At 40.0% G+C, this 13039-nt stretch carries 13 protein-coding genes; 3 read left to right on the forward strand and 10 right to left on the reverse strand.

What is annotated here, in order from left to right:
- Positions 1-508 precede the first annotated feature (508 nt).
- Together FD724_RS32345 and FD724_RS32350 are read right to left on the reverse strand one after the other, a co-directional pair.
- Positions 509-742: a DUF3775 domain-containing protein gene (locus FD724_RS32345; protein WP_179075816.1), complete on the reverse strand. Its 234-nt coding sequence runs from the start codon at positions 740-742 to the stop codon at positions 509-511.
- Between the two features lie 36 nt (positions 743-778).
- A complete protein-coding gene (locus FD724_RS32350; protein WP_179075817.1) occupies positions 779-1060 on the reverse strand; it encodes a hypothetical protein in 282 nt (93 codons plus the stop codon).
- 324 nt (positions 1061-1384) lie between these two features.
- Here FD724_RS32350 and FD724_RS32355 point away from each other — a divergent pair, with 324 nt between their 5' ends.
- Together FD724_RS32355 and FD724_RS32360 are read left to right on the forward strand one after the other, a co-directional pair.
- Positions 1385-3697, forward strand: coding sequence for an NACHT domain-containing NTPase (locus FD724_RS32355; protein WP_179075818.1), 2313 nt, complete (start codon positions 1385-1387; stop codon positions 3695-3697).
- Positions 3698-3987: 290 nt separating this feature from the next.
- The gene (locus FD724_RS32360) at positions 3988-4170 is read left to right on the forward strand and encodes a hypothetical protein (protein WP_179075819.1); all 183 of its coding nucleotides are present in this window, start codon (positions 3988-3990) and stop codon (positions 4168-4170) included.
- A gap of 459 nt (positions 4171-4629) precedes the next feature.
- On the opposite strand, the gene FD724_RS32365 is transcribed toward FD724_RS32360, so the two are convergent.
- The 4 genes from FD724_RS32365 to FD724_RS32380 form a co-directional block, all read right to left on the reverse strand.
- Complete coding sequence (locus tag FD724_RS32365) at positions 4630-5670, reverse strand: hypothetical protein (RefSeq protein ID WP_179075820.1); 1041 nt, start codon at positions 5668-5670, stop codon at positions 4630-4632.
- 100 nt (positions 5671-5770) lie between these two features.
- A complete protein-coding gene (locus FD724_RS32370; RefSeq protein ID WP_256874620.1) occupies positions 5771-7414 on the reverse strand; it encodes a glyoxal oxidase in 1644 nt (547 codons plus the stop codon).
- A gap of 639 nt (positions 7415-8053) precedes the next feature.
- A complete protein-coding gene (locus tag FD724_RS32375) occupies positions 8054-8674 on the reverse strand; it encodes a hypothetical protein (protein ID WP_179075821.1) in 621 nt (206 codons plus the stop codon).
- 157 nt (positions 8675-8831) lie between these two features.
- Positions 8832-8996, reverse strand: a complete 165-nt coding sequence (locus FD724_RS32380; RefSeq protein ID WP_256874621.1) for a hypothetical protein — start codon at positions 8994-8996, stop codon at positions 8832-8834.
- Between the two features lie 29 nt (positions 8997-9025).
- Here FD724_RS32380 and FD724_RS32385 point away from each other — a divergent pair, with 29 nt between their 5' ends.
- Positions 9026-9163, forward strand: a complete 138-nt coding sequence (locus FD724_RS32385) for a hypothetical protein (protein ID WP_179075822.1) — start codon at positions 9026-9028, stop codon at positions 9161-9163.
- A gap of 21 nt (positions 9164-9184) precedes the next feature.
- On the opposite strand, the gene FD724_RS32390 is transcribed toward FD724_RS32385, so the two are convergent.
- The 4 genes from FD724_RS32390 to FD724_RS32405 all read right to left on the reverse strand — a co-directional run bounded on the left by FD724_RS32390 (position 9185) and on the right by FD724_RS32405 (position 12992).
- On the reverse strand, positions 9185-9589 hold the full coding sequence (locus tag FD724_RS32390; RefSeq protein WP_179075823.1) for a globin family protein: 405 nt from the start codon (positions 9587-9589) through the stop codon (positions 9185-9187).
- Between the two features lie 150 nt (positions 9590-9739).
- Positions 9740-10468: a glutamine amidotransferase gene (locus FD724_RS32395; protein ID WP_179075824.1), complete on the reverse strand. Its 729-nt coding sequence runs from the start codon at positions 10466-10468 to the stop codon at positions 9740-9742.
- A gap of 207 nt (positions 10469-10675) precedes the next feature.
- Positions 10676-11632, reverse strand: a complete 957-nt coding sequence (locus FD724_RS32400) for a diiron oxygenase (RefSeq protein ID WP_179075825.1) — start codon at positions 11630-11632, stop codon at positions 10676-10678.
- Between the two features lie 694 nt (positions 11633-12326).
- Positions 12327-12992: a MarR family winged helix-turn-helix transcriptional regulator gene (locus tag FD724_RS32405; protein ID WP_256874622.1), complete on the reverse strand. Its 666-nt coding sequence runs from the start codon at positions 12990-12992 to the stop codon at positions 12327-12329.
- Positions 12993-13039 lie beyond the last annotated feature (47 nt).

The following is a 13039-nucleotide window of genomic DNA, read 5'->3' on the forward strand; positions in this document are numbered from 1 at the left end:
AACTCCAACTATTTTTCTAGTCTTTTTATCCAAAGTTAAAAATAAATAATTTTAGTTATTAAATCTCTATTATCACTACATATTTACCACTACCAAAATGTTTAGACTTGCTAAAGATCAACTATATGTTAGTATTTCCAAAGCATAACGGGAACCAAGGTTAGGACTCAACTATTTAACGAACTTTGGGGGTTTAAGTCCCCTACCTCTACAGGCAGCCCGTTTTGGGTCGGGGTCTAAATCCCCGTGGCAAAACGTAATTGCGTTGGCGTAGCGGTAGCGAGTCCGCGTTCGCTTTTAGCGTCTCGTAGAGAGCGTCATTGCAAATTGCGAATTGCGAATTGTGAATTGTTTTAACAATGCTATAGATGTTATTAGTTATGAGTTTCCTGCTCAACCCAAACATCCACTCTATCTTGCATTCATAGGTCGTATATCTTCAAAGAAGGAGCGACATCATCATTAAATGCTGCTATCAGATAGAAAAGACCGCACGCAGCTATTCAATTTAATTGTTGCAGTGGTTATTATTTATTTTTTTCAGCCCGGAGCGAAGATATTTAGCTAGGAAAGCCTTTTCGATAATATAACTAGTTGTATAGTTTTGAGGGATGAGATGTAGTGCTTGTGCAGTTAAATCGTTTAAGTCTGATGGTTGTTCACAGGATATATATTGACCAAGCCATATAAGGGCTATAACCAGGGCAAACGCATCTAAAGTATAAGAATCCTTTAATAGCAAGGGTTTTGGCGTTTTTTAATTTAGCCTATTTTTTCATCAAGATCCTTGCCCAGCAAGGGTTTCAGAAATCCCGTGCGTTCGCCCTGGGGCTATAACTTGTCCTTTTTCTTCTAAAGAAAAATCGTCTATATATTTATGTAGTACTCTGATTGATGTTCTTCCTGTCATTTCAAAATCTTCTAAATAATTAGACAATTTGTCTAGAAAAGTTTCTGGTATATTTACTTTGCCAAACAGGATATCTGATGACTTTGGGCAATAGATTAATTCAGCAAGCTCAATGATTTTATATACTTTACTAACTAATAAAAAATTCATATTTATCCTCAAGCTAAAATCATAGTGAATAAGGAAGAATATTGATCAGCCCTTAATCTGTACTTCCTAGAGCATGACAGATGGGTGCTTGAGATTAAGTATTTATTCAAGTTTGAAATGTATTAAAATAAGTTCATAATGTTTGAGTTTATTACAAAAATTAATATATGTAACAGCATCTCACTAGAGCTAGAGTATTTTTTCTTAAGCGTGTATATCCTTAACCAAGGAGAGAGTGATTACCACAAAAAAAACTTTAGGATCAAAGATGTTAATAAAAATTTGAGTTCTTGATTTTAGAAGTTTTTTTTAGAAGTTTTTTTTATGGTCAAGCGATCGCTCCAAGCATCACTCACTGGGATTCAAGAGGCTAAAAGAGCGTTTGCCCGTAAGGGTTGGACACAAGACAATCTAGCAGCAGAAGTCAACCTCAAGACTAGACAACCAATTTGGCGGTTTTTGAGTGGTCGTCCAGTTGAGCGTCATACCTTTATTGAAATTTGTTTGATTTTAGAATTGAATTGGCGGGAGATTGCGACTAATCCTCCAGCAGAATTTTTGGAACGAGAAGAATACGCGCAGCCTCTTGCGTCGGATATTAATAAGTTAGTGGAAAAAGTGCGATCGCAACGCTTCGACAAAATTCAAGACCAGTGTGGTATTTTGCAGTTATTGGATATCGGCCGTCCAGTTGCGATTGATGACATATATATAGATGTGAATATTTTGGAGTCAATTGCCAGCCTTCAGTGGTTAGAAATCACCGATCTGCAAAACCTTGATCCCAAAGAATTTGACCGTATTGGCTTAGGTGAAGTTGACGAGAAACAAATACCTGGTACACAGGCAGTTGAAACACACTCCAAGCTCAGGGTGCTAGGCAAACCAGGAGTAGGTAAAACCACCTTTTTGCAACATCTTGCCATTCAATGTAACCAAAGTGCATTTGCGGCAAATCAAGTGCCAGTCTTCATCACACTGAGAAACTTTGCCCAAGAGTCTAAGATTACCAACGAGTTCAGCCTATTAAACTACATCCGCCAGGAATTTATCACATCCGGAATTTCCGATCCCTCAGTCATCGAAACCTTGCTGAATGAAGGTAGGGTATTACTGTTGCTTGATGGCATGGATGAAGTTCTTAACCAACAAAGCAATCCTGTCTTAAACGAGATTCGGAGGTTTTCAGAGAAGTATCACAAAAATCGGTTCGTGGCGACTTGTCGAACAGCAGCTCAAAAACTCAGACTCCGAAGCTTTACCGATGTTGAAATTGCCCCATTTACCTTAGAACAAATCCGAGCCTTCGCTCAAAAATGGTTTCTGGCCTTTACCAAGACCAACCAAAAAGATGGTCTTGCCCACTCTGTTAAGTTTATTCAGAAGTTGGAATTAGATGAAAATTGGCAATTTCGCCAACTCGTCGTTACACCCCTATTTCTGCATCTTGCCTGTTGGGTGTTTCACGGGAAAGAAAAATTTCCGACTAAGCGGACTGACTTTTATAAAGAAGGTTTAGACCTTCTATTAGGCAAATGGGATGAAGCCAGAGGCGTTGAACGGGATGACGTTTACGGAGGGTTTTTATTATCACAAAAACTCAAGTTATTAAGTCAGATTGCAGCCGCGACATTTGAGCAGGGTCAGTACTTTTTTGAGCAACGCATCGTTGAGCAATACATTGGTGATTATATTGACAATCTAAGCAACCTGCCAATGGATGCAGAAGAATTGCAAATAGAAAGTGAAGCAGTGCTGAAGTCAATCGAGGCTCAACATGGACTACTGGCAGAACGGGCGCGGGGAATTTTTTCCTTTTCCTATCTAGCATTTCAAGAATACTTCACAGCGAGGAAAATCGTTGCCAGCCATAACTTAGAGGCATTTGGGCAAGCGCTATTCGGTCTAGTCAGTCATATCACCGACCCCCACTGGCGCGAAATCTTCTTGTTAACCGCCACCATGCTCAGGAGTGCAGACTCTCTAGTACTGTTGATGAAGCAACAGATTGATACACTCGTTGCCCAAGACGCTTATTTACAAGAGTTTTTGACCTGGGCTAGCCAAAAATCTCGCAGTATTCCTACCCACTCCAAAGATGCGACAGTGAGAGCATTTTACCTAGCCTTGAGTCGGACTCCTCACATAGCTTCGCACTTTGCCCTAGCCAGCAGCCTCGACCAGGGGATGTTTCTGGATGTGGCATTAGATGACCTGCTGATAGAGTGTGCAATTGATGGGAGTCAGGACTTTGCCCACATCCACGCCTGCGGAGAAGCTATGAGCAACATTCTGGGTATTGTTCTGGATGTTGGACTCCATAAATCCTTGCAACAACTCTCTGACGAATTGCCAAATTCTGGTCAAAGTCAACAACGGTTTGAGCTATGGTCGCAAACAAACTATTCAGCTTGGGCCCAACAGGTAAACAAGACAGTGATTAATTATCGCAATATTAACCACGAGTGGCAGTTTAACCCTGAGCAAGAGCAAGTGTTGCAACGCTACTATGATGCTAATCAGTTACTACTCGATTGCCTGCATAGCAATTGTGAAGTGACAGCTGCTATTAGGCAAGAAATTGAAGCCACCTTATTGTTGCCGATAAAGGAACTTGAGGATAGAGAATGGCAATAATTCTTTTGGTTAATTCCTGAAAGAGGTTTATATTGCAAAAATCATCAAGAATTAAGTTTTGTATCGTAGTTAATCAACTAATTCACAAAATCAAACAACACCAAATCATAGTACAGGAGCTAGGCTAATACAAAAATTACGAACATTTATGTCTTCAAAAGAAAAATAAATTCCAGCGATCGCTTTTACTGACAATACTGAAGGCTCTTGCGTCTGTAGATCCAAAAACCTTTGGTGGAGCAGTTAGTAACAGAAACAGCAAAACTGCTTAAATATTCTCTTAAAAGATCATGAAAACCGCAAGGAATAACCCACTAGATATATGCCAGATTAGTCTAAAAGTAACAGAGTTAATTAAGGAATACGCTATTGTAAATAACTGTACGCAGGATGAAATGCTAGAGCGTATTGTTTTGGAGTGGAACAGCCAACAAAGCGAGAGCGAACGACCATCAGGAGACGAAGATGAATAGCTTTTTTGTACAAGCCCTTGGCGTAATTCGTAATTCGTAATGGGCTACGCCCCGCTACGCTAACGTAATTACTATTCTGTAAGGGTTTTAGAGGTTGTTTGAAAAGTCTAATTTACTACTCACCGAGCGACTAGAAGTCAATACAGTTCAGTTAAGGATTTTTGGTACTGATTTTAAACCTGTAGAGACGCGTTAGCGTAGCGGGACGAAGTACAATTTCGCGTCTTTACCAAGGTTTTTGGGCTTAACTGAACGGTATTGGACTATAGGACTCATATTTGATAGGTACTGGAAAGCTAATTAGTAACTCTTTGTTGGTCAATAAATTACTCCGAATCAAAGGTAGACGGAGTATGGGTTTTCAGCGATGCGGCACTAAATAACACGGATACCGACTCAATCTCTTTAGAGCGCAGAGCGTCAATTCCGTAACTCTTTCACAAAATGGGATTTTCTCCCCTAACTGATTCCCCAGTTGGTGGATGTACTTGTTAAAAGTGTTGCTCTGGAAGCTTCCAAGTCTCTTACCTTAGTCATCACTCCAGTATCCACTCCTATAGTATAAACGGAATTAGGTAATCGATATTCGAGATTACCTAATGCCACAAGTTGGCCTACTGGAGTGAATATTAGGCTTTGAATACCATGATACCAAGACATACAATCGACGGTTAATTTTGCCACAACATTAACTGTTTTTTGTGCCAAGTCTAGTTTTAATAGTTCTGTAGTAGCATTTGCTCGGAACACGCTTGTATAAAGTGTTCCATCGGGAGATTCAGCCAAACAGCTGAATCTCCGATCTGCGGGTAAACTAATCCGATTAGTGAAGCTAACTTTGCCAGTCTTAGGGTTAACATCTACTATTTGAGCGGGCCCTGTACCATCTTTTTTTGTAACGAGACCAATAAGTGAACCACTCTTCAGCAACAGCAAACTATCAAGTGCTTCATCAACTTTTAGCCCAGAAACGGATATAGTTTGAGAAGACTTATTTAGAATTACGAAACGAGTTGGTTCAGATCCATTTGCACTAGCACTATCAGGGGTAATAGCTACTAAGAGAGTACCATCAGTTAAGTAAGTTAAACCAGTTAATCGCTCACCAGGAGAGAGGATTGGTTGATTCACAATCCGACGAGTAATTTTTCCTGTTTCTAAATTTAAGAACCGTAAAATAATTGCTTGAATAGAGCTAGCTGGAGTATTACTGGGTGGTAGTTTAGTATAGTCTTCTATCATTCCAGCGTAATCTTCTGTGACAATATTACCTACATATTCTCTGTTAGAATCGTCGTCAGATGCTAAGGTAGCATCTATGTTAGAAACGATGCTTGCTTGAGAATTTTTGACAATATCACCATGCTCCACACCAACAATAACCAGCCCCTTTTTTGCCGTTTGTGCAGATACACTGCTTGGATAAACTCCCAGTCCACCTATAGTAGTAGTGGCGATTATTAACCCATTAAACTGCCGACGTGTTAATTTCACAGCCATATTTTTACCCCCAAAATTTTTAGTTTTTATGATTAGAAGACAGGTTCAATGCACTTGATACAGCATAGTCCTGTAGAACGATTGATATTTCAACTTGGTACTAAGTTAATTGAATCCAACTTGCCACTGATGGAATATTATTTTTGTCAGTAATAAAGAGCATGTACCATCCCGGTGGGGCTAGGTTGCGGTTACGTGTTATCTTGACATCGAGGGAGGAGGTATCTTTTGAGGTGATTCGCACATCTACTAGCCGTTGTTCAGTATCGCAACTATGGGTAGTTGCACTTGGTCTAATCAAGTTGACCCATTTGATATTTTTTGCTTGAGGAGTCTGCACTGTAAATTTTGCACCATAACCGATTTTTTCGGGAATGCTTTGGATCGCTGGTCGTGGCTGCGACATATACGACGGTTTATAAACCTGCATACGTAATTCATTACAAGCGCCTGTAGGAGTTCCCCCGCCTGTAACTATGCTTCCATCTGGCAGGAGTAATGCTATTGAATGATAGACATGAGGAACTCCTTGCGCTTCTACAACTGTCCAAGTATTTGTAGCGGGATTATATATTTCGCTTGGCAGTAGGGCTACTTTTGTGTCTTCACCTATTGTGCTACCATTACAAACAAATACTGTACGATCTGGCAAAATCACCGCATTAACATGCATTCGGGGCCTACTTAAAGATGGTGCTTGCTGATAAGTTGGTAATGGTTCTTTGAGATCCGCAATATATACTGTTTCAGTCGTCAAACCGCCGATAGTAAACTTTGACCCACCACCAATAATCATCACCCTCTGGTCTTGGGCAGGTGGTAGCAATACACTAGTGGCATGGTTGCGTTGATCTTCAGGATTTTCAGGATTGAGATTCTTTGGATCTTCATACAATCCAGGCACTTCTAGCTCTTTGATTGGTTTGGAGAAATCCTTGGGCAAGGTTAATATGCGAGACGTGATGACATCGTTTTCATTAAACGAACCACCTGAGTAAAATATTCTACCATCACTCAGGAGAAATAACTGTGCATACGTTGGGAACTTGCTTGTTGCTTTAGAAAAAGAAGTCCACCCTAATCTAGAAAAGATTTCTGGGTTGAAATCAACATCGTTCCCCTGGTTGTTTATACCAGTCATATTGAAGACTCTGCCGCTACCCAGCGTTACGAAAGTAGGATACCAACGGCCACTATTCATGGACGCTACTTTGATCCATTTTTCGTCAATCGGATCGAAAACAAGAGTGGATGTTGTACCTCGGTCTGGAGCGTATCCAGAAGTTCCACCACCAGCTAATAACCTACCATCAGGTAGAAACGAATGACCAACACAGAAAATATCAATTGGTTTCCCTGTGTTATCAAGCGGTACAGGCGGACGGGAAAAAGTACCTTGATTTGGGTCCCAGACTGTACAAGAGTCAGTTAACCCCCACGGAGGACAAACAGTGGTGTCATTGGGATCTGCTGGGCAGCTATTAATGGAAGTAGTATTAGGATTAGGACAGGTTTGCTCGAAAATTCTTAGGTCAGTAGCTGAACCAGCGATAAAAAGAACCTTGCCAGTTCGCAAAAGAGCGGCATGAACAGTTACTAATGGAGATAAAAACGGTTCTTGCCAACCATTCTTACTAATAGGTTGGTTAATAAGTGTAGGAGATTTTTCTTGACGTAATTGATCTATTTTTAAGTTTAAATTATCACTAAACTCTTTCCGCCGTATTGCTGACATGGGCTTCATGTTTTTATCCCCTCAGTAAGAGTGGTAATAAACTTTTTAAAAAACCTAAGTAAAATCGTCATAAATAATTATTCATTATGTTGCTATTAGTAATCAATGTCTTAAATAACAATAATTGCTAATAAAATACATGATAGTGTAACAATTATTTACTTTTGATTTCTATTACCTTATAAAATCAAATAGTACAGCAAGTCGTATACAAATAACTTGATTTGAAATAATTAGCCTATTTGTGTTAAATAATGTTGCTTTTTTGAAACAAAAAACTACATAAATAATTATCTAAGTATTTTAAATTTTCTAAAGTTTTATTAATTTACAGACAATCAAAACTATTGGATGATGTCCAACTATTCATAATTAGTTATAGTATGCCAAATAATGTGAAAATCCTCAAGGAGAAATTCACTCTAAGTTTGGGTTTGCCATTTTGAAAACTATTGCTAGAGTCCACAATTCAGTCAATAATTAAGGAGTGAAAAATCAAATATTGTCGGCTAATTATTGACTCATAAGGATCTCGGCTCAGGGTTCCCCAACGAGTGAGCCAACTTGGTGAAACCTGGGCGTTCCGGGACTGGGAAAGAAATTATTTTAAGATTTGATTGGGAATCTTCCCAGTCCCAAATCCCTAATTCAAATTGCAGTTAAAGTTCCTGTATATCGCTCTAGTAAATCAATTACTGTTGCTTCATCAGTATGTCCGAACCATCCTTCGAGTAATTGCAGGTTTTGATCAACCAAAAGAAATGTAGGAGTTCCTGGAAGTTGATTCAGAGAAAATGTTACCGATGCTTGCTTTGTTCTCTGCAAGTAGGCTTTTATGTTCTGGCGGAGATGATCTTGCTGTGTTCTCTTAAGGTTATCAAAACCAACGATCGCCTCGCATAAAAACTTCATGTTTTCTGGTGACTCCAATTTTGCGGTTGTGATCAGGCAATCCATAGCAATAGGAAAGTCGATTGACTGCGAATAGTTCTCTCCTAAAGCCTTTCGTGTAGCTCCGACTGTCTTCTTTTCTGTCAATAGCAATTGAGTATTTTCTGCGGTGTTGTAATCAAAATCCTCGAACGCTGTTGCCAGTCCCAGGACATTGAGTCCACTATCCTGATACTGCCGATAAATCTGATTGACTAGTGGGAAACCGTAGATAAAACAACCCGGGCAGTTCACCTGAAATACAAACAACAGGTTCAACGCTTTTAGTTCAAACGTCCCCTGCAATAAGCGTTCAATACAAAGCTCTATTCTTGTCATTTTCCTAGTCCTTTATAGATAGGTTTAATGGACTATTCTGAGGAGTTGAGTCCAATTGATTGATGCCTTTACATTGATGTAACCCATCAAGAGCGTAGATGCATTCGTGGAGCGTCTCGTAGAGAAGCGGCTTGTCGCCAGACATCGCTTCTTCTTTTTAATTTGAGCAGTAGGCAATCGGTTTACCGTTAACCGATACAATTCGATCCAACCGGATTTCAGTTCCATCCTTCAAAGAGAGAAAATCAGCTTTATTTACGGCGTAAACATCTACAATTCGCTCTTGTACCTCTACCACCTTATCTACCGCATTCCGATACACGATCCTGCACTGCTGACGCAGAGTTGCCAATGCTTCTAACTCATCGTGAAAATCACAATCTACCAATATGTATGTATCTATTGTTAGTACCTCCTATGAAAGTAGGGATGAGGGATGAAAGAAAGTCGGTCTTCATCCTCGATAGCGATGCGATCGCCTTCGGTTGACTTGAAAAAATCCAAAACTAGTCACATATCCTTTGTCCCTTCTAGCATGACGCTGGAGATGGCTTCATAAGCATCTGTCCAAGACTGTTCTACCTCTAGTGTCCAGTCCGTCCCTAAGTAAGATTTAAATGTTTTTAATAGCGATGTACCTACCATCGGGTAATGTTCTCCAATAGTCCCATATTTTATATGCCTTGCTCCCAAGCGCTTAAGCGTGTCCGTTAGCACATTTGGTTCGTGTAAATTATCAATTAACAGTACTAAGGCACTCATCAAATGCTTTCCCTGCTCAATCATATTACTGTTGGCAAACAAAGGTTTAACTTGGGGGTAATCAGTAAATAGATTACTGTAAAAACTAGCTACAAACTCTGTGGCATGAGGTTTTATACACGCAAAACTGCGTTCCAAAACTTCGATATTCATTATTTTTTGTATTGTTCTAATGGAATTAATTAAATGTTCTGTATTCTGTTTACTGAATTATTGCCTTCAGGAGCCAATACTGCTTGAGATAAAGCATTTTCAAATCAGAATTTGGTTTTGAGGAAAGGTTTTTTCTTTCCCCTTTCCCTCTTAACCGACAAGTATTGCTTCAGGAGCAAAAACTGATGCCAACCAAGCTTGCCAAAACTTGGTGGCTTGAACCTCTAAGGTGGCAGCATAGTCAGCTGTATCCTGGCGTAATTTAGCGACACTAACACCAGAAGTGAGAGCGATCTCGCAAGCATGTCCAATAAACCAACGCTCTAGACCAGAAGCAGTTACCTCTGGATGAAACTGTAATGCTAGACCAGATTTACCCCAGGAAAATGCTTGGTTTTGGTACTTGGCACTAGAGGCAAGTAAAGTAGAGTTTATGGGTAAATCGAAGGTATCCCCGTGCCAGTGCAATACAGATGTATGCTCTACCGCTAAGTAAGCTAGGGCGGAATCAATACCAGCATTACTGAGTTCTAATGGTGCCCAGCCAATCTCTTTTTCTTTCCCAGGGTATACCTTGGCTCCAAGACTACGTGCCATCAGTTGAGCGCCCAGACATATTCCTAATGTAGGTAAATCTGATGCCAGACGACTTTCTAGTAAACGCATCTCATCAACTATAAAGGGATAATCCTGCTCATCGTAAGCGCCGATAGGTCCCCCAAGAATAACGAGCAAATCCGGAGTCAGAGGATTAATTTCAGCTAGGCTATCAAGTCCTGCTTCGACATAGGTCACTTTATAGTCTTGTTGCTTAAGAACGTTGGTCAAACTTCCGAGGTCTTCAAAAGCTAAATGCCTAATTACTATGGCATTTTTCATGTTTATCACCTTAATAAATAAACTAAAAAAAGAAAGAGAAGATTTCACGAATTATTTAAGACTGCTATAGGAAGGAATCCCATTTGATTTTTGAAAAGCCAAGCTGACTAAAAGCCTGCCAGGTGATGTTTTTGTTCTCAGAGGATTTTTTTAAAAAATCTTCTGAGTATACTTAGCAAAACTCAAGTCTGATTCCTGTATATAAGACTACAGCAACTCGTAATCAGCAAAAGATTGCTGGATAGAAAACATCGAAAATACACCACAGGCATCAAACATTTTTAATGTAGGTTTGGCTGCTTGTTTGACTCCTGCTGCTACTTCTTTCGATACGTAAACTTCCTCTAGAATTCCGTCTGCTTCTTCTCTATTAAATCCTAAATGTCTAAGAATGTTGTACTCGTACTGACGATCTGGCCCCAAAAATGCCCAGACTAATTGTGGCAGTAATTGACCCATTTCTTCTTGTTCGTAGGGTGAAAGATGATGCCACAGTATAGGGAACAAGTGGCGAAAATAAACGCTATGCAAAGCTTCATCCGCAGCATGATCGCCAATAACATCACGCACAACTGATGCTACACGAGGGTCAGCAGGGACATCGTTAAGAACTTTTGTTACTAATGTCTCGGAAATAGTGACAAAAAAGAGCTTAATGAGGTTGGGTGATATGCGACTTTGATGTTCAGAAATGAGCCTATCCAAAGTACGTTCAAATTGTGGTCGTCCAATTACAGAATGGTCAAGACTAAAAGTTTCTTCTACTTTCATTGACAACATTTCTACAAAAAGTGCATGACCACCTTCATCGCAATAAATACGTAAGGCATCGTTTTTCTGTTCAGTAGTCAAAGAAATAGGCGCTCTTCCTTGGGCTAATGTACTGCATACGGGATTGACATGATTCAACTCCAACAAAGTCGTGAATTGTAGATGCGCCAACAGCCGATAAGCAAGCACAGTCATCCAACGATTAGAATCTATCGCAATTGCCTGATGCGAGGCAAGTGGGACTAATTCTGGAGAGAATGGTAGCCCAGAAATTGAATCCTGTCGCACAGGTTTTGTCCGAATCCAACTTACTTCATCCCAACGCTTGAATGGGCTACGGTAGGCTTTATTAACTGCTTCTGAAATGTCAATATTTTTAGTTGCTGTAAACATAGTTTTTAAACCTGGGTAAGCTCTTAAATAGTTCTACAAGAGCAGCGATAAAATTCCGGTAATATCGGGGGTACACTAAAGGGTACTCTTTGATTAATTGCGCTTTACATCAAAAATTAATCGCTATCTTTTGTTCTTAACTACTTATCACGATGCCTATAAGCTTTTATGCAATAAATTGTGAACAATTTGAAAATCTTTTTCCTCTAATAAATCTAAGACGTGGGTGGGTATTTATGACTAATTACGCCCATAAAGGCTTGTATGAGCTAGTTGACAAGATAATTATCTATATATTCAATAGCAATAAGTATTCAAGGGGTTTGGTACTGGTAGTCTAAGATCCCACCGCACAGAAAATATTCTTAAGCTAATTAATATATAGCAATCTTATGTCAGGGACAAATTTGAAAAAAACTATATGAATGCTTAAAACTTTCCGCATAGGATGCCAAGAGCGTAAAGCGAAGATATACAGGTAATTTTATTTTTAGTAAGCTCATCTGCATCCAAGTTGCATGGTTAAAATCCCCAGAAAGACGAGGAGACGCAAAGATGCAATTTGAATGACAATTAGCTTATTACACTGAGTCAACAGTTAAGATTGTCTACTATCTATGAGTTATCTGATTTAGATTTAATGATACTCCTCGTAATTCTCTGTTGACTTTAAACTAAGGTTTTGCATACTTGATCAGTTCCTTGTTTGAGAAAGAAATATTTGCCAAGCTCGCTCGGCTACCTGTGGTTCGGCGGTAATATGCTCTGGACACTCAAGGCGCAGGTGGCGATCGCCAAAAGGTGCATTCACTAATGCACAATGATGAGGGCGATCGCAATCAGAGTAAACATTGGGACGGAAGAAGTGACAGGTAACGCACATATGAGCAACAGGAATTTGACCCCGTTCTTGGAGCGATCGCACCATCTTAATCAGACAACGTAAGAAGACTTCTTGCTCCAATACGGAAAGCTCATCCATGACACTCAGCAAAGAGTCGGGCCAGCTAGCCACACTGTCTGCTTCACGCACCCCTCGCTCTGTCAGAGTAATAGCTATAGCACGAGCATCATCTGGTGCTCTACTCTTTTGAACTAAGTTTTTTTCTACTAGTGCAGTCACTGCATCGCTTGCTGTCGCTGGTGTGACTGCAAGTCCATCAGCCACTTCCGACAACCGCATCCCTAAATTACTCGTGGAACGTAGTAAAGTTAGGATTTGTCCTTGTGTTGGTGTTAGCCCTTGCTGTCCTGCGTTTTGCCATGCACAGGTCTTTAGGGCGAGGCTAATTTTGTTCAGCCCAACCATCACTCGTTGTCTAATGGGGTCTTGTGATGTGTCAAATGGATTGGTAGTCACGTCTAGTTGGAAATTGTTGAGTTTTGCTGAAAGTTAGGACTCCTAAT

The sequence above is a fragment of the Nostoc sp. C057 genome (assembly GCF_013393925.1).
GTDB lineage: Bacteria > Cyanobacteriota > Cyanobacteriia > Cyanobacteriales > Nostocaceae > Nostoc > Nostoc muscorum_A.

Excerpts from the sequence above, each read along its gene's own strand:
- FD724_RS32350 (WP_179075817.1), bottom strand. The coding sequence starts at position 1,060 with ATGAATTTTTTATTAGTTAGTAAAGTATATAAAATCATTGAGCTTGCT.
- FD724_RS32355 (WP_179075818.1), top strand. The coding sequence starts at position 1,385 with ATGGTCAAGCGATCGCTCCAAGCATCACTCACTGGGATTCAAGAGGCT.
- FD724_RS32360 (WP_179075819.1), top strand. The coding sequence starts at position 3,988 with ATGAAAACCGCAAGGAATAACCCACTAGATATATGCCAGATTAGTCTA.
- FD724_RS32365 (WP_179075820.1), bottom strand. The coding sequence starts at position 5,670 with ATGGCTGTGAAATTAACACGTCGGCAGTTTAATGGGTTAATAATCGCC.
- FD724_RS32370 (WP_256874620.1), bottom strand. The coding sequence starts at position 7,414 with ATGAAGCCCATGTCAGCAATACGGCGGAAAGAGTTTAGTGATAATTTA.
- FD724_RS32375 (WP_179075821.1), bottom strand. The coding sequence starts at position 8,674 with ATGACAAGAATAGAGCTTTGTATTGAACGCTTATTGCAGGGGACGTTT.
- FD724_RS32385 (WP_179075822.1), top strand. The coding sequence starts at position 9,026 with ATGCTTCTAACTCATCGTGAAAATCACAATCTACCAATATGTATGTAT.
- FD724_RS32390 (WP_179075823.1), bottom strand. The coding sequence starts at position 9,589 with ATGAATATCGAAGTTTTGGAACGCAGTTTTGCGTGTATAAAACCTCAT.
- FD724_RS32395 (WP_179075824.1), bottom strand. The coding sequence starts at position 10,468 with ATGAAAAATGCCATAGTAATTAGGCATTTAGCTTTTGAAGACCTCGGA.
- FD724_RS32400 (WP_179075825.1), bottom strand. The coding sequence starts at position 11,632 with ATGTTTACAGCAACTAAAAATATTGACATTTCAGAAGCAGTTAATAAA.